This is a genomic window from Segetibacter koreensis DSM 18137, assembly GCF_000374045.1.
In the GTDB taxonomy this organism is placed as follows: domain Bacteria; phylum Bacteroidota; class Bacteroidia; order Chitinophagales; family Chitinophagaceae; genus Segetibacter; species Segetibacter koreensis.
In genome coordinates this window covers 197283-213711 of record NZ_KB893348.1, presented here as the reverse complement: position 1 = coordinate 213711, position 16429 = coordinate 197283, and the positions used below count along the sequence as shown (strand labels likewise).

Below are 16429 nucleotides of genomic sequence, written 5' to 3'. Positions count from 1 at the left end.
TCTTGTAACGAATTAGACCATTTTAAAGATCATGCAATTATACTGCAATTCACTTCCTGAATATAGAAGACTGCAAACCCGTGAGGTAAAGGTTGGAGATTTGTTGATTGGAAATAATCATCCAATACGTGTGCAGACGATGACCACTACCGATACTATGGATACGATGGCAACTGTAGAACAAACCATCAGGTGCATTGAAGCGGGCGCAGAGTTAGTTCGAATAACTGCCCCCAGTAAAAAAGAAGCGGAAAACCTACGAAATATAAAAGATGAATTAAGGAAACGAGGTTATACAATTCCCTTAATTGCAGATATACATTTTACTCCAAATGCAGCGGAGATAGCGGCGCGGATTGTCGAAAAGGTTCGTGTAAATCCAGGTAATTATGTTGATAAAAAGAAGTTTGAATTTATAGAATATACTGATGTTGAATACAACGATGAGATAGAAAGGATTCGAGAAAGATTTACGCCACTCGTAAAAATATGTCGGGAATTTGGGACAGCCATGCGTATTGGTACTAACCACGGAAGCCTTAGCGATCGTATTATGAGTCGTTACGGTGACACTCCAATGGGAATGGTGGAAAGCGCGATGGAGTTTTTAAGAATTGCGAGGGCGGAAAGTTATCACAACATTATCCTTAGCATGAAAAGCAGCAATCCACAGGTAATGGTGCAGGCCTACAGGTTACTGATACAGCAAATGATGCAGGAGTTTAATGAATGTTACCCATTGCATTTAGGGGTTACGGAAGCAGGAGATGGCGAAGATGGGCGGGTAAAAAGCGCAGCCGGCATAGGAACCTTACTAGAAGATGGTATCGGCGATACCATTCGTGTTAGCCTTACCGAAGACCCGGAATTCGAAATACCGGTTTGCCGTGATCTCGTCAAAAGATACGAGAAGAGGACTGAAACGCTACCCTATGATGAACAGGTGACAGATAATTCAAATATTTCCGGGTTTATCCCTCCAATTATTAAAGTGCCTTATGATCCATTTATTTATCAAAGAAGATCAACTTTTGCAGTAGACAATATTGGTGAAAAGCATGTGCCTGTTGTAATTGCTGATTTAAGTAAAATCGAAAATATTACAAGGGAAGATTTGCAAAGCGTCGGCTACGCTTATAACATGGCAACAGATAAATGGACAATCAGCGATGCTGCTGCAGATTACATTTTTACCGGCCACCAAATTTTGCCTTTTGCTTTACCTGGTACTTTAAAAGTAATAGTTTATCCTTCTGCATGGCAGCAAGCACTCAGTTCGGAAGCGTTTGAAGCCAGTGAAAGAGAAAATACCTATTTTCCTATTTTTCAAGATAGTGGTTTCGTACAATCCGAAGTCAAAAACAAGCACCTGAATTTCGTAATGATTGACTGCTTTAATGATGTAACAGCCATTAATGACTTTACTTATTTAGATGCAATTTCCAATGATAAGACCGTTGTTCTTTGCCTTAGCAGCACCAATCCCCGTCCGATGCCGGCTGTTCGTAGAATGTTTATGGAACTTATACAAAGAAATATTCTTAATCCTGCTGTTATTATGTGCGATAGCTATTGGAAAACTGCAGATGAACACCTCATTCATTATGCTACTGAGTGTGGGGCGTTACTTTTAGATGGATTTGGCGATGGCATTTGCCTTGGCATGACGAGTAAGGCCTATGAAAATGCATCTGTTACAAATGCTTCCGGCAGAAACTACTTCAACAATTTAACGGTTGAACAATTTATAAATTCAACTGCTTTTTCTATTCTGCAGGCTACCCGCACACGAATCTCAAAAACGGAATATATTTCCTGTCCTTCGTGCGGTCGAACTCTTTTTGATTTGCAGGAAACGACTGCTAAAATACGTGCTGTTACCAATCACCTCAAAGGGGTTAAAATAGCGATTATGGGCTGCATTGTCAACGGCCCGGGAGAAATGGCTGATGCCGATTTTGGCTATGTTGGTAGTGGTGTTGGCAAAATTACTTTATACATGGGCAAGGAAGTGGTAAAGCGAAATGTAAACAGCGATATCGCAGTGTCTGAATTGATTAGGCTGTTAAAAGAAAGTGACGCGTGGGTAGAACCAGCAGCGGTTGAGTAGACCGTTATGAGGTCGTGTGTTGTAAAAGTATCAGCACCGGTTGCGTCGCACACTTCAGGTTTTAGTCTTTCATTCAACAATATGTTAGCAGCCGGTTAGGTTTTGTTTGAAACAGAAAAAGTCCAATTTCTAAAGAAAAGTGCTTGTTTATTTTCTCTTAAACATCTCAGTAGCTTATAGTACCATGATCGCATTTGTAAATAACCAATTTATAGAAGAAAGTAAAGCCACTCTTGGAATTTCAGATCTGTCCATTCAGAGAGGTTATGGCGTTTTTGATTTTTTTCGTACAAGTAATTTCACTCCGCTTTTTCTTGATGATTATCTTGACAGGTTTTTTACATCTGCGGCTACACTTCGTTTACAACCTATGCATTCCAAAAAAGAATTAAAGAAGATCATAGGCGAGATGATACGACAAAATAACATTGCTGATGCAAGTTTCAGGTTGATTTTAACGGGCGGATACTCCGATGATAGCTATCAGCCTGCCTCACCTAATTTTATCATCATTCAACAAGCTGTACAATTACCAGGAAACGAAAAATTTATTAAGGGAATTAAAATTATTCTGCACGAGTATATGCGTGATCTTCCAACTGCGAAATCAATAAATTATCTTATGGGAGTATACTTGCAGGAAAAAGTAAAGCAGAAAGAAGCAGACGATGTGTTATATCATAAAGACGGATGTGTATTGGAGTTTCCCAGATCAAATGTGTTTGTGGTTACAAAAGACGGAAAAGTTGTGACACCTGCCGAAAATGTTTTGAAAGGTATAACACGGAAGAAAGTTCTCGAACTTGCCCGACAAAAGTACACCGTTGAGGAAAGAGCGGTAACTATCGATGAACTTAAAAATGCTGCCGAAGTTTTTTTAACCAGTACAACAAAACGAATTATCCCGGTTCTTTCAATTGACAATACAGAAATTGGTGATGGAAAGCCAGGTGAGATAACCGCTTTTTTGCTTGAGGCATTTTTGAAAATGGAGGCAAATTTAATTGCTGCTACAGCAGAAAAATATGCCTTATGACGCGAAGCTATGTAACATCCCTTCCTTCACTATCATCAAATTTTCATCGTCATTATAAAAACAATTTAAGATAGAATCCATTGATTCTATACCTAAGGCAATCGCATCTACTTTATACCTGTATGAGGGTTCAATTAGAAAGGCCAATGGTTGATCTACGCTATTAAAATAAGTAAAAGCAGCCTGAAGCTTATTATCCCACTCTTTGTAAAAATGCAACAAATCATCGGGCATTACACACGTTCGGCTTGTATCCTGTTCCGGTAGACAGACAAAAGGCTCTAAACAATTGAGATACCCGTAATCATCTGTAAGTTCTTCACCAGGGTGAATATCACGTACAGCAAGTTCAAAATTGTAAGCAGTTGAAATACAATTTGAGTTAAAGCTATGGTTTACAAATCGTGAATTGTCCCAGCATAATACGTAATTGCCCTTACTATCCCGGTAACAATATTTATGCAAAATATCTTTGTACACTCTGTCCAGAGATTCGATATCTGCAGGAGTAAAAGACCGGTCGAGTTGGTCATATGCCCATGTAATGGTGCCTTTAGGAATAAACTCCGTAGCTACAACACCGTAGCCCACTTTATCATTAATGAATCTTAACTCAGTCTTGGGATGGATCATATAGGCAAAAACAGAAATTTTTATACTTAATTATTATTCTAAAACTACAAAACATTTTAAATAAATAAATATATTATTTTAATAAAAAGCATCTGAAATTGTATGGTTATAATATTATAAAAAATAAAGATTAGGGAGATAGTAAAGGAAAACTTAAGTCGGGTTAAAATGCAGAAAGTACAACCTCTCTAGTGACTATACCATAATCATCAGAACGTATCAGACTAGCAGATGTTTTAATTTCCCAACATATTGCTGGTATTGATTCATTAATTGAATTCCCATTGCCCGGTTAAGACCACTAATTTTTTTTATACTGGTTTCTACCAATTCTTCTACTTTTTTAAGGCCCGAAGCATCTAGTCCACTTTCTATAAATGCATTTTCATCCCCGGTTTCTTTATCTGCTTCTATGTCTTCTGCATCGTCTAAAAGTAATAAAGTGCTAATGAGAGCAAACCATTGTTCTGCAATTCTTTCGTTTAATACGGGTGCAAATGACAATGCACATACTGAAAATAAAAACAAATCTCCTCTCTGCAACGCTTTAAAAGGCACAGATAGGTTGGTGAAAAAATTATTGTTGTTATTAGCGAGGTAATTAATAACATTGTTATACCAGTCGATATCCTTACATATCTCTTTCACCAGCTCAACGCTTTTGCTTATTGCATCATCTTTAGTTATTTGTTTTGTTTCTTCCAAAGCACTTATATGGCCGACTTGTTCCATTGTTGTAACAAATTCTTCAGATATAAGTTGCTGCTTGTCTATGCCGAGGCGATAAAGTAAATCAACAATTAAGGGAATAAATAGATATCCTGCAGCTGGTCTCAGGTACAGCAATTTATCTTTCCAATACAAGTTGTTTGCAGGAGGTTCGCGATCAACAAAAAACTTTGCGATTTCATCATTTACTCCATAATTGATCTCTAGATAGGAGGAAGAAATAAACATAAAGGATGTCTCTGTTAAGAACGTTCTGACAAGCTAATAGAAGCACTGATAAAGGTTGCGAAAATACCAATAAACAGACTTAGCATCGATATTATATTCAAAAGCATTCGCAAAAAATATTGCTAAAAAAGCAGGGCTATAGCTTTTACTTTGCAGGCTTTACTGGTAAAACATGTGGAACTACCGAACTTCCTCTGGCGGCCTTTGCTGATACCGAATCAAATAATGTTTTTTGAATGTCAGGATGTTGTTGATAGTATCTATAGCTGGTATAAAATTCTTTTCTGGTGGTACTGTGCAATTTAAAAATTTGTTCGTAAAAAATACTGCGCTTCATTTTTATATTAGCAGTTGTATCTTTTGAAACGTAATTGTTTATGTATTCATCTACCTTAAGAAGATCATATACGATTTTCTCCATACTATCAGGCGGAAGAATCTCTTTAGGAACAGGACGATGCGAACAGCCAATAAAAATAAGAGTCAAACAGATATAAATGCAATTTTTCATTTGAGGTCCTGTTGATACTTCGCGATATTAGCTACGTCTAATTTTTGCAAGGTTTCTAAAACACGGGCTTTCTCAGGTGGTGTTGCTTTTTTAAATAAACGAGATAGTTCCTGGTATTTACCCGCCATAAAAAAGGCTACGACCATCGAGTTAGGATTATCCTGGTTAAGGGTTTGTAATTGCAATAATGCATTTAATATTTTACCTCTTGCATCTGCTTCTTTCTCATACATATTATCCAACCCTTGCCTGTAATAAGTATAAATAACATCGTGAACCAGGTTAAAACGAGTATTCATAAAATTTTCTGCAAGCCAATACCTGTTTCTCGTACCATCAAAGGCTTTCCAGCCAGTTATATTTTTATTTTCCGGAGCATTATTTACAATGTTCTGGCATTTTTGAAAATATGCGTCTCCCCCTTTTGCAGCAAAAGAATCGTAATCTAAACCTAATATCATATTTACATAATATGCAAAAGTTGCAGTCAGGTTGCTTGCCAATGCGTCAGAGCCCTGCACACGGTTCTCATTGAATTCTACGGGCTGGTATTCAACATAACGAAATGTAAGATCTGCATCCTGGAAGTTTATCAGAGCAGTAGAATATGAAGAATTGTAAACAGGACGTGCGGCCTGAACTGTTAAGCTTGCTTTATACACATCTGGCTCTACAACACTTTCTATATTCAATAGAAAACTGCATTCAATTCTTTCCTGCGGCTGAAAAACATCAGGAGTCCATTTGCGATTATTTATAAAATTAGTAAGCTGCGTCTGCAGTGTCTGAAAAATCTTTTTATTGACTGTACTTGGCACGCGCGATGCCATTATAGTTACCTTTGATTGCAGTTCCTGACTGTAAGTAAAACTAGTAGACACAAATATGAATAATAGCAGGAAAATATTACCTTTTTTCATTTAACTTTTTTATTATCAGATCAACAATATCTGTTGCAACAAGTGTTTTGCTTTTAGCTTCAAAAGAATAAGCATTTCTGTCCCTATCAAAAATGGTTACTTTATTTGTATCCTTTCCAAATCCTGCGGCTTCATCTTTAAGACTGTTTAGCACAATCAAATCAGCATTTTTTTCTGACAGTTTTTTTATTGCATTTTCATTTTCATTTTCGGTTTCCAAAGCAAAACCTACTAAAAATTGTCTTTCATTTTTTATTTCTCCAAGGCTTCGTAAAATATCTTTGGTTTTAGTCAACTCAAGTTGAATGCTATCATTATTCTTCTTTATTTTACCAGGAGAAACATGTACGGGTGTATAGTCTGCAACAGCTGCAGCCATGACAGCAATATCAGCATCAACAAAATGAGACAAACACGCATTATACATTTCTTCAGCAGAAGTCACACTTGTAACTCCAATATCTTTAAATCGAGGCAATTTATTAACAGGACCACAAACCAAACGGACGTTTGCACCTAATGAATAAAGAGCCTCTGCTATTGCAATTCCCATTTTACCACTTGAGTGATTACCAATAAATCTCACAGGGTCTATGGCTTCGTAAGTTGGACCAGCCGTTACCAACGCATGTTTACCTTTTAAAACTTCTGACCTAAAAAACCTTTCTTCAACAAAAGTAACAATATCGTGAGGCTCTGCCATTCTTCCTTCACCATAAAGTCCACTTGCCAACTCACCTTTCCTGACAGAAATTACAGAATTTCCAAAACCCTCAATCGTTTTAATGTTTTTTACTGTTGATGAATGAAGCCACATGTCCTCATCCATGGCAGGAACCGCTACGACGGGGCAAGTGGCAGATAAGTAAGCTGCCAGCAAAAGATTATCGCATAGCCCATTTGCCATCTTTGCCAAAGTATTACAACTTAAAGGAGCAATAACCATAACATCGGCCCAGCGCCCCAACATAACATGGTTGGCCCAGGTATCTTCATCAGCAAGGGCAGAAAGAACTTTATTTTTACTTAAAGTAGCCAACGTAAAAGGTGAGACAAAGTCTTTGGCCGAGGGGCTCATTATTACTTTAACTTCCGCGCCCGCAATCACTAACAAACGGACAAGAAAAACAGATTTATAAGCAGCAATGCTTCCTGATATCCCTAAAAGAATTTTCCTGCCACGTAACATAAACGTAAAGTAACAAAAAACGACAGTCTTAAAAACTGTCGTTACTGTTAATAATAAATATTTTTCTTAGCTGAACAGGTCAGTGTCATTTTTGCGGAAATATATCTTATCATCCATAAATTCCTGGGTTGCCAGAATAGCAGGATTAGGCATCTTTTCATATGCTTTTGAAATCTCAATCTGCTCTTTATTCTCGTGAATCTCCTCCAGGCTGTCCGTATGGGTTGCGAATTCTTCCAATTTGTTATGCAATTCTTCCTTTAAAACAATATTAATCTGATTTGCCCTTTTCGCCACAATAGCAATAGACTCATATAAATTACCGGTTTTACCTTTAATGTCAATAAGGCTTTTTGTCTCTACCACACTTGCAGTATTTGCACTAAGCTGCCTTCTTAGTTTGCTCATTTTTCGATTTTATTTTATTTAATGATTCTGTTTTATAATACTCAACAGTCTCCAATAGCTTACTGTCAGGAAATCTATCCCGGAAATCTGTACACTCGGTAACAACCTTATCAAATCTTTCCGGCTGTTTTTCTTCTACACTATTATTTGCATAAAGGTAATAAGATTTAATCACCATCAGTTTATATTCATCACCCTGGTTACTATCAGGGTAGTTTTCAATTAATCCATTAAAGGCTATACCAGCAGCTTTATAATAGCCGAGATTATAGTATAACTCTGCGCTTTTAAAATCTTTAATTTGCAGTTTGGCCCTCATTTGATCAATAATGGCAGTAGCTTCAGCAACTTTCGGCGACTGAGGATGATTGTTTATAAATGCCTGCAATTGCCCCATAGCCTTCGTTGTATTAGTCTGGTCCAATTCGGGCTTGGGAGATTGTTTATAAAAACAGTAGGCCCTCATATAATCCGCCTCTTCAGCTTTACTACTCGTGGGAAAGGTCTCAACAAAAGTCTTGAAGAGATTTTCAGCATTAGCATAATCATTCAAATAATAAGAAGTATAAGCATACTTGTAATACAGATCTTCAAACTTCGCAGTTCCTTTAAACACAGGAAACAAGTCCTCAAATAAGACCTGAGCGTTATTATACTTCTTTTGTGCGAAGTAATTCTCAGCGACCTTTAGTTTATAATCACTATCAGTGCTTTTAAGGGTTTTGCCAAGCTTACTGGCACATGAAGAAAATAGAACCAAAAAAACCAGAAATGAAAAAAACCTATTCATAAAATTCTTTGTCATAGCCATTTGATGGCAAATTATAACCTTATAGCTAAAAAAAACAACAAGTTTAGTTAATTGTTGTCAAACAGAAAGAACTTAACAAATTTTCAGGTGACCCTACCATCATCGATAGATCGACTTACAATCTATAAAACATTAAACGTAGTTTCTAAAAAATTCACTATCATGTTAAAAAAGCCCTTCGAAAAAACGAAGGGCTTTCAAAATAATTCCTATCTAATTCTACTATTTTCTTTTCTGTAAGTTCGGGTGAGGAGCAGGAACTGTGCTAGGTCCAGTCTCAGTAGTACCCTGTAAATCAACAGTGTTTGGATCACCTTCACCTTCTTCCTGGTAAGAGAAGATTAATCTGTCCTCACTGATACCTTGTTTCTCTACAAGATAGCGTATTACCGTATTTACTCTATCCCAACTTAATTGCTGAGCACGCTTGCTGCTCTGACCTGTACCTAAGTGCCCGATTACTTTAATTCTGCAATTAGGACTGCCTTTGATTTGTTCAGCAGCACTTTGCAATAATCCCATAGCATCTTTACTTAGTGTTGCTCTTCCAGACCTGAATTGTACACTTGGTAAATTGGTTAGGGTACAGCTAGTAGCAGCTGATAGACTATCCATTCTGGTTCTTAGCTCTGTGCAGCACGCTGGCTCAGGGCAATTACCAACGCCATCAGCATCAACAGGGAAACATTTCTGTGGAGTAAGAAGCTCTTTATCTTTATAATCAGGAACGCCATCACCATCAGAATCTTTAGCTACACCACGTACATCAACAGGAGCTCCTGCAGGTGTATTTGGTTCCATATCGAATTGATCAGTTACACCGTCACCGTCTGCATCAGGTAATACCGGTGTTGGTATTTTCATGTGTTGTGGACGGTTTAACTCATTATAGATGAAGTTATTTCCGTTAAGCCACCATAATGGTTCAACTCTTTTGGAAGAACTACCTAAATTAATATTAAGTCTAGCACTGGTAAAGCTATAAATATCATTAGACTTTCCACCTATATATCCGTCAAGTGCATCATAAGATCCACCAGTGAATCTTTGTTCAATTCCAATATTAATTTTCTTGCTAAGCTTTACTGCAACACCTGCACCAACGCTGGCTGCATTCAGTAAAGACCAACCTTTCCTTTCACCGACCTTTTTACCGCCGAAAGTATTAATTCCCGGGAAAAGTCCTGACCTGTTATTTGGTTGTCCGGCACCATAATAAGTACCATAAGCGCCATCGATTTGAGTTGTGCCTGTTCCTCTTTGGAAAACTTTCGCAGCAACTAAACTATAACCGGCTAATACATATATATTAGTCTTAGGATTTCCTCTGTAGTGGCTATTTGGATTAAGAGAAGCTATCAAATCAAGACCGCCCATATGTGTCCAGTTTTGATAAGGTCTTTTACCAGTCAACAGCTGGTATCCGCTACCATAACCCTGATTGTAAGATCCAAAGTAACCAATTCTGTAAGAAAAGGTATGTGATATAGCATGACGTAATGTTATACCACCACCAACATCGGCCTTTGATTTAATATCACCGAAAATCATACTGTTTCCAGCGCTGAAACCCAATTCCCACATGCTTCTCGGCTTTGCTGGGTAAGGGTATTGGTTATTTACAAACTCACTCTGTTGAGGAAGTCTTCTTGTTGGAATTTTTGAAGAATCTCTCCAATCATATCCTGCATCTCCGGTCGTAGGAGTATAAGTTTCTGCACCTGCTGCAGCACCAACACCTGCGCTTGTTCCAACACCTGTGCCGGTTCCGGTTCCAGTTCCAACACCAGCACCTGCACCTGTTGTATCAGTGCCTGTTGCTGCTCCTGCATTCTGTGTTGTATCGGTTTTCGTTGCATTACCGGCTGTATCCGTCTGCGCATATGAGGCAGAGGATAACAGGCTTATTAAGCCTAACATTAATACGTAATTTTTACTAGCCATAGAAGTGTTTGTATTTTTTGTAATAGAATATATTGTTAGGATTCCCGTGCAAAAGTATGCTATGAGAATGAATAACCAAATATTTACTGTTTATTTTGTTAAAAAAACTATACCATGCTTACAATGAATAAATTAGACAAGAGTTATTGATATTAGCTGCATGGCTGATGTAGATTTTTTTTCCCAAAGCAGTCATGATCAAAATAATAATATATAACATGGCTTTAAGACTTCAAAACAGTATTTATTTCATTATCTCATTTTTATCATATTATTATTATTTTATTTTTATAACTGTTCTTCTTAATCGACATTTTATTTTAAAAAATTAAATTAAGGAGGAAATTGAATCTTTATTTGTACGTCTAATACTAACTCTATCAAACGTCCTTAATTGTAATTCTATTAATACAATTATCTTGCGTTCAACAAAGAATATGGAAATAGCGCAACGTATATTGGCAAAGGAGTTAAAGGAGTTTGAAAGTCATTTCAGACAGGCCGTTAAAAGCAACGTTTCTTTGCTCGATAAAATAATGCAGTTCATCGTTAAGCGAAAAGGAAAGCAACTTCGACCCATGTTTGTTTTATTAAGCGCAAAACTGGGAGGTGAAATAAATGAAAAGACTTACAGGGCTGCCTCGCTTGTTGAATTGCTTCATACAGCTACTTTAGTGCACGATGATGTTGTGGATGAGTCATTGGAAAGAAGAGGTTTTTTTTCGATTAATGCTCTCTGGAAAAATAAAATAGCAGTTTTAGTAGGAGATTATCTTTTATCAAAAGGCTTGCTTTTATCTCTTGACAATAATGATTTTAAAATACTACAATTATTGTCTGAAGCTGTTAAACTAATGAGCGAGGGAGAATTGCTGCAAATAGAAAAATCAAGGAACCTAAATTTAAAGGAAGACATTTATTTTCAAATAATAAAGAATAAGACAGCTTCGTTAGTGGCATCTTCCTGTGCTGCAGGTGCATCAACTACTTTCGATGATGATGATGCCATTAACAAGATGAGAACCTTTGGTGAAAAAGCAGGCATTGCATTTCAAATAAAAGACGACTTATTCGATTATGGAAATGCTGATATAGGAAAGCCAACGGGAAATGATATTAAAGAGAAGAAATTGACATTACCGCTCATTTATACTTTAAACACTGTTAGTCCTTCACTAAAAAGACAATTAGTGTATATTGTAAAAAACGAAAATACAAAAAAGGATAAAGTAAAATTTGTAATAGACGAAGTTCAAAAGGCGGGAGGAATTGATTATGCAAGAAAAAAAATGCTTGCTTACCGCGATGAAGCTCTCGACGTGCTTTACGAATTTCCCGATAGTGAAGTCAGAAAAGGATTAGAAGAACTTGTAAGATATACTACAGACCGTAATTATTAATAATGGAAAAACGTTGGAAAGTACTGAGTGCAGAACAGGAAAAGGTAAATTCTTTACAAAAGGAATTAAAGATTAACGAGGTCATTTGTAAAATACTTGTACAGCGCGGCTTTGATACTTTTGAAAAAGCAAAAGAATTTTTCAGGCCTCAATTGACAATGCTTCATAATCCGTGGTTGATGAAGGATATGGAGAAAGCAGTGAAAAGAATATTAAAAGCAATAAAAGATGAAGAAAAGATTTTAATATACGGCGATTATGACGTAGACGGTACTACTGCTGTTGCCACTATGTACCAATTTATTAATAGCTTTTACCACAATATCGAGTTTTATATTCCTCACAGGTACAGAGAAGGGTATGGCGTTTCAAAAGAAGGAATTGACTACGCAAAGAAGAATGGTTTTACGCTCATTATCTCTCTCGACTGCGGTATTAAATCCATTGATTTAATTGCCTATGCAAAAACACTTAACATCGATTTCATTATCTGCGATCATCATCTTCCCGATACTCAGTTACCTGCCGCTGTCGCCATCCTCAATCCTAAACAACCTGGTTGCGGTTATCCTTATAAAGAACTTTGTGGGTGTGGGGTAGGTTTTAAACTAATGACTGCTCTTGCAGAAGAGTTAGGCTTACCTGATGAAAGTTATTTATGTTATTTAGACCTTCTTGCTACTGCCATTGCTGCCGACATTGTTCCTATGACGGGAGAAAATCGCGTAATGGCATATTATGGTTTACAAAGAGTAAACAATAACCCGTGCCATGGTATAAAAGCTTTAATGCAATTAGCTGGTGTGCAGAAAGAAATGTTTATTACCAATCTTGTGTTTATAATAGCACCAAGGGTTAATGCTGCAGGAAGAATGGATGATGCCAAAAAAGCCGTTCAGCTTTTTATAGAAAAGGATTGTGACAAGGCTTTGGAGTTCGCAGAGTTGTTACATATAGATAATACAGACCGTCGTACAGCTGACTCCGCAATAACCGAAGAAGCACTTGCTCTTATTGAAGAAAATGAGTTGACAGACATTCGCATGACAACTGTTCTTTACCAGGAACATTGGCACAAGGGTGTTGTGGGAATTGTTGCTTCAAGATTAATAGAAACTTATTATCGGCCTACTATTGTACTTACGAGAAGCGGAGAAGTAGCTGCCGGAAGTGCACGGAGTGTTGCGGGCTTTAATTTGTATGAGGCCATTCACGCTTGCAAGGAACATCTTTTGGGTTATGGAGGTCACTTTGCTGCGGCAGGAATGACGTTGCTCCCTGAAAAGGTTGAAGCATTTACAAATATGTTTGAAGAGGTTGTCCGTAACACCATTCAACCCGAGTCGCTGACGCCTGTATTAGTTATAGATACAGAAGTATCGTTTAATGATCTCACTCATTCTTTTTACAGGATCATTCACCAAATGGAACCCTATGGACCCGAAAACATGCGACCAGTTTTTGTAGTTAGAAATGTTATGGATTCAGGAAACTCTAAACTTATAAAAGATCAGCATGTTAAGTTTTGTCTGAGGCAAAACAACAACAGTTTCAAAGGTATTGGCTTTAATATGGCAGAAAAATTTCCGCTTGTAGAAAGCAAAAAACCTCTTGATGTTGTCTTTACCCTTGAAGAAAACGAATGGAATGGACAAAAAATGTTACAACTAAAGGTGCAGGATGTACGGCTTTCGCAAGATTAAAACGAAAGGTTTTAGGTTGAAAAATATAAATATTTACCTTTTTAAGACCAGTCGAAAGAATAACTATTTGGCTTGGGTTTCAATGCATAACGTTCATCTTTTATAATTCTATCTGACCTTTAAAATGTTATCTGTGGAAGATAGTTTATTTATTGTATCATTACTTTTGATCACACTTTATCAACAGCTAACCAAATTTGTTTTTTAGAATAAAAGTCATGAAATTCTTTATTTATAGCTGTTTTGTCTATATGGCAATATTCGCATGTCATAGAAAAACAGTGTCTGCAGTCGCAGGCGCTGACACTGGTGTACCTGCTTGCATTCTGAAAAAGATTGATAGTATTAAGCAACAGCCAGTATGGAACCCTCCGGCAGAAATTGATGAATACCTCTATGTGGGTAAAAAAGTATATCTGATATCGGCACGATGCTGCGATATTTATAGTATAGCAGTTGATGAAAATTGCAATTATGTTTGCGCTCCTTCGGGCGGCTTTACAGGAAAAGGAGACCGAAAATGTGTAGACTTCGCTGACAAGGCAAAACTTTTACGGGTGGTATGGAAAGATGAAAGAGAAAGAAAGTAACCCTTACTCATCATGCCTTCATTCCTTCCAATTCTTTCTGCATTTTAAACATTTCATCTCTTAATCTTGCGGCTTCAATAAAGTCCAGGTCTCGTGCAGCTTTTTCCATCTGTTTTTTTGTTTGGGCGATAGACTTCTCCATTTGAGGAATTGTTTTATAAACAGTCTCCGACTCTGCTGCTCTTGTTATCAGTGAACCTTCATCATCTATTGCATATTGGTTTACCGGCTCACCCTTAATATCAAGTACAGACGTTTGTTTCATTATCTGTTCAATACTTTTCCGTATGGTTTGTGGGGTAATTCCATGCTCTATATTATAAGCAATTTGCTTTTCCCTTCTGCGGCTGGTCTCGTCTATCGTCCGTTGCATGCTTTCAGTAACTTTATCCGCATAAAAAATAACCAGGCCATCAACATTACGTGCTGCCCGTCCAGCAGTTTGGGTAAGGCTTTTTTCATTTCGCAGAAAACCCTCTTTATCAGCATCTAAAATAGCAACAAGCGAAACCTCAGGAAGGTCAAGACCTTCGCGAAGAAGGTTTACGCCTACCAACACATCAATTTCACCAAGACGCAGTTGCCTTAAAATCTCAACACGTTCCAAGGTGTCTACTTCACTGTGTATGTATTTGCTTTTTATATTTATTCTTCCAAGGTATTTATCCATTTCTTCGGCCATTCGTTTGGTAAGTGTGGTTACCAAAACGCGGTCGCCTTTTTGCACCCGTTTGTCTATTTCATCCAGCAAATCATCTATTTGGTTTACGCTTGGTCTTATTTCAATTGGCGGATCCAGCAAACCTGTTGGCCTTACTACCTGTTCTACTACAACTCCCCCCGTTTTTTCCAATTCATAATCTCCTGGTGTGGCGCTTACAAAAACGGTTTGATTCAATAATCCTTCAAATTCATTAAAATTAAGCGGTCGGTTATCTAAAGCACTGGGCAAGCGAAAACCAAATTCTACAAGTGTGAGTTTTCTACTGCGGTCGCCTCCGTACATCCCCGCAACTTGTGGAATGGTTTGATGACTTTCATCTATAACACATAAAAAATCTTTAGGAAAATAATCGAGCAAACAGAATGGCCTCGTTCCTGGTTTTCTTCGATCAAAAAAGCGGGAATAATTTTCAACCCCATTGCAATAACCTAACTCTCTTATCATCTCGAGGTCGTAGTTTACTCTTTCACTTAGCCGTTGAGCTTCTATAAATTTACCGGTGTTTTTAAAATATTCTACCTGAGCTGCCATTTCATCCTGTATCTCGTACAGCACCTGTTGCATCATGTCTTTTGGCGCTATGTACAAATTAGCCGGAAAAATTGCCGCATCCTGTATCCGGCTTATCCGTTTTCCTGATGAGAGTTCCAGCGTTTCAATGCTTTCAATTTCATCGCCGAAAAAAGTAATGCGGTAACCAAAATCAGTATATGGAAGATTAATATCTATTGTATCACCTTTTACCCTGAAAGTTCCCCTGCCAAAATCTCCCTGGCTGCGACTGTACAAGCTATTAACGAGCGAATGCAAAAAACCTTGTCTCGAAACTACCTGACCTTCTTTAATACGAACAATTCCGTTTTCAAACTCAGTAGGGTTACCAATACCATAAATACAACTTACCGAAGCAACCACAATTATGTCACGTCTTCCTGTCAATAGCTGTGAGGTAGCCTGAAGGCGTAATTTATCCAGTTCCTCATTTATACTTTGGTCTTTTTCAATATAGGTATCGTTGACAGGCATGTAGGCCTCAGGCTGGTAATAATCATAATAACTAACAAAATATCCAACAGCATTGTCAGGAAAAAACTGCTTAAATTCTCCGTATAATTGCGCGACAAGTGTTTTATTATGTGTAAGAACGAGCGTCGGCCTTTGTACATTTTGTATAACATTTGCCATGGTAAAAGTTTTACCACTACCTGTAACACCTAACAAAGTCTGGTATCTCTCACCCTGCAAAATGCCATCGGTAAGTTGCTGAATTGCCTGAGGCTGGTCACCCGAAGGCTGATATGAAGAAACAATATTAAAAGGCATGTTGCAAATTACTGAATGTAGCGGTGCAGCGATTACTTAAGTTTCTATCAAAAGAATTTTAACGCTTGTATTAAAATAGAATTAAAACATACTATCCTCAAAAGAAGTTCGTTTTAAATATCTAAAAAATATTGCCGTTGTTCAAACAAACTCCGACTCAATATTCTTTA

General features: G+C 37.4%; 14 protein-coding genes. 5 read left to right on the top strand and 9 right to left on the bottom strand.

The features are described 5' to 3' along the window. Window positions 1–31 precede the first annotated feature (31 nt). Both ispG and B154_RS0120325 read left to right on the top strand, forming a co-directional pair. Complete coding sequence (gene ispG / locus B154_RS0120330) at window positions 32–2110, top strand: (E)-4-hydroxy-3-methylbut-2-enyl-diphosphate synthase (RefSeq protein ID WP_018616190.1); 2079 nt, start codon at window positions 32–34, stop codon at window positions 2108–2110. Window positions 2111–2294: 184 nt separating this feature from the next. Continuing rightward, window positions 2295–3146: an aminotransferase class IV gene (locus tag B154_RS0120325; RefSeq protein ID WP_018616188.1), complete on the top strand. Its 852-nt coding sequence runs from the start codon at window positions 2295–2297 to the stop codon at window positions 3144–3146. On the opposite strand, the gene B154_RS0120320 is transcribed toward B154_RS0120325, so the two are convergent. From B154_RS0120320 to B154_RS29245, 8 genes are all read right to left on the bottom strand, one after another. Further along, window positions 3141–3779, bottom strand: a complete 639-nt coding sequence (locus B154_RS0120320; protein ID WP_018616187.1) for an SET domain-containing protein — start codon at window positions 3777–3779, stop codon at window positions 3141–3143. The genes B154_RS0120325 and B154_RS0120320 overlap by 6 nt on opposite strands. Before the next feature lie 219 nt (window positions 3780–3998). Continuing rightward, complete coding sequence (locus tag B154_RS0120315) at window positions 3999–4736, bottom strand: hypothetical protein (protein ID WP_018616185.1); 738 nt, start codon at window positions 4734–4736, stop codon at window positions 3999–4001. Window positions 4737–4881: 145 nt separating this feature from the next. Then, complete coding sequence (locus B154_RS0120310) at window positions 4882–5247, bottom strand: DUF4296 domain-containing protein (RefSeq protein WP_018616184.1); 366 nt, start codon at window positions 5245–5247, stop codon at window positions 4882–4884. Beyond that, window positions 5244–6167, bottom strand: a complete 924-nt coding sequence (porD, locus tag B154_RS0120305; protein ID WP_018616183.1) for a type IX secretion system protein PorD — start codon at window positions 6165–6167, stop codon at window positions 5244–5246. Before porD ends, B154_RS0120310 begins: the two co-directional genes overlap by 4 nt. Next, window positions 6154–7356, bottom strand: coding sequence for a bifunctional phosphopantothenoylcysteine decarboxylase/phosphopantothenate--cysteine ligase CoaBC (gene coaBC, locus B154_RS0120300; protein WP_018616181.1), 1203 nt, complete (start codon window positions 7354–7356; stop codon window positions 6154–6156). The genes porD and coaBC overlap by 14 nt, the downstream gene beginning before the upstream one ends. 66 nt (window positions 7357–7422) lie before the next feature. Continuing rightward, window positions 7423–7764 carry a DNA-directed RNA polymerase subunit omega gene (locus tag B154_RS0120295; RefSeq protein WP_018616180.1) on the bottom strand — a complete coding sequence of 114 codons (342 nt, stop codon included), beginning with the start codon at window positions 7762–7764 and terminating at the stop codon, window positions 7423–7425. Further along, window positions 7739–8554, bottom strand: a complete 816-nt coding sequence (locus tag B154_RS0120290; protein ID WP_018616179.1) for an outer membrane protein assembly factor BamD — start codon at window positions 8552–8554, stop codon at window positions 7739–7741. Before B154_RS0120290 ends, B154_RS0120295 begins: the two co-directional genes overlap by 26 nt. A 243-nt stretch (window positions 8555–8797) precedes the next feature. Further along, window positions 8798–10519 (bottom strand): OmpA family protein, encoded by a 1722-nt coding sequence (locus B154_RS29245; protein ID WP_157580890.1) that lies wholly within the window; start codon window positions 10517–10519, stop codon window positions 8798–8800. Window positions 10520–10956: 437 nt separating this feature from the next. Here B154_RS29245 and B154_RS0120280 point away from each other — a divergent pair, with 437 nt between their 5' ends. From B154_RS0120280 to B154_RS0120270, 3 genes are all read left to right on the top strand, one after another. Then, a complete protein-coding gene (locus tag B154_RS0120280) occupies window positions 10957–11919 on the top strand; it encodes a polyprenyl synthetase family protein (protein WP_018616177.1) in 963 nt (320 codons plus the stop codon). Window positions 11920–11921: 2 nt separating this feature from the next. After that, the gene (gene recJ / locus B154_RS0120275) at window positions 11922–13622 is read left to right on the top strand and encodes a single-stranded-DNA-specific exonuclease RecJ (protein WP_018616176.1); all 1701 of its coding nucleotides are present in this window, start codon (window positions 11922–11924) and stop codon (window positions 13620–13622) included. A 218-nt stretch (window positions 13623–13840) separates the two neighbouring features. Further along, on the top strand, window positions 13841–14212 hold the full coding sequence (locus B154_RS0120270; RefSeq protein WP_211217523.1) for a DUF6970 domain-containing protein: 372 nt from the start codon (window positions 13841–13843) through the stop codon (window positions 14210–14212). 10 nt (window positions 14213–14222) lie between these two features. Here the strand turns inward: B154_RS0120270 and uvrB are convergent, their stop codons facing one another. Next, on the bottom strand, window positions 14223–16259 hold the full coding sequence (uvrB, locus tag B154_RS0120265) for an excinuclease ABC subunit UvrB (RefSeq protein WP_018616174.1): 2037 nt from the start codon (window positions 16257–16259) through the stop codon (window positions 14223–14225). Window positions 16260–16429: the final 170 nt, after the last annotated feature.

Coding starts and splice junctions, on each gene's coding strand:
- coaBC (WP_018616181.1), bottom strand. CDS start 7,356: ATGTTACGTGGCAGGAAAATTCTTTTAGGGATATCAGGAAGCATTGCT.
- ispG (WP_018616190.1), top strand. CDS start 32: ATGCAATTATACTGCAATTCACTTCCTGAATATAGAAGACTGCAAACC.
- B154_RS0120270 (WP_211217523.1), top strand. CDS start 13,841: ATGAAATTCTTTATTTATAGCTGTTTTGTCTATATGGCAATATTCGCA.
- porD (WP_018616183.1), bottom strand. CDS start 6,167: ATGAAAAAAGGTAATATTTTCCTGCTATTATTCATATTTGTGTCTACT.
- B154_RS0120295 (WP_018616180.1), bottom strand. CDS start 7,764: ATGAGCAAACTAAGAAGGCAGCTTAGTGCAAATACTGCAAGTGTGGTA.
- B154_RS0120315 (WP_018616185.1), bottom strand. CDS start 4,736: ATGTTTATTTCTTCCTCCTATCTAGAGATCAATTATGGAGTAAATGAT.
- B154_RS29245 (WP_157580890.1), bottom strand. CDS start 10,519: ATGGCTAGTAAAAATTACGTATTAATGTTAGGCTTAATAAGCCTGTTA.
- B154_RS0120310 (WP_018616184.1), bottom strand. CDS start 5,247: ATGAAAAATTGCATTTATATCTGTTTGACTCTTATTTTTATTGGCTGT.
- recJ (WP_018616176.1), top strand. CDS start 11,922: ATGGAAAAACGTTGGAAAGTACTGAGTGCAGAACAGGAAAAGGTAAAT.
- B154_RS0120325 (WP_018616188.1), top strand. CDS start 2,295: ATGATCGCATTTGTAAATAACCAATTTATAGAAGAAAGTAAAGCCACT.
- uvrB (WP_018616174.1), bottom strand. CDS start 16,259: ATGCCTTTTAATATTGTTTCTTCATATCAGCCTTCGGGTGACCAGCCT.
- B154_RS0120280 (WP_018616177.1), top strand. CDS start 10,957: ATGGAAATAGCGCAACGTATATTGGCAAAGGAGTTAAAGGAGTTTGAA.
- B154_RS0120290 (WP_018616179.1), bottom strand. CDS start 8,554: ATGAATAGGTTTTTTTCATTTCTGGTTTTTTTGGTTCTATTTTCTTCA.
- B154_RS0120320 (WP_018616187.1), bottom strand. CDS start 3,779: ATGATCCATCCCAAGACTGAGTTAAGATTCATTAATGATAAAGTGGGC.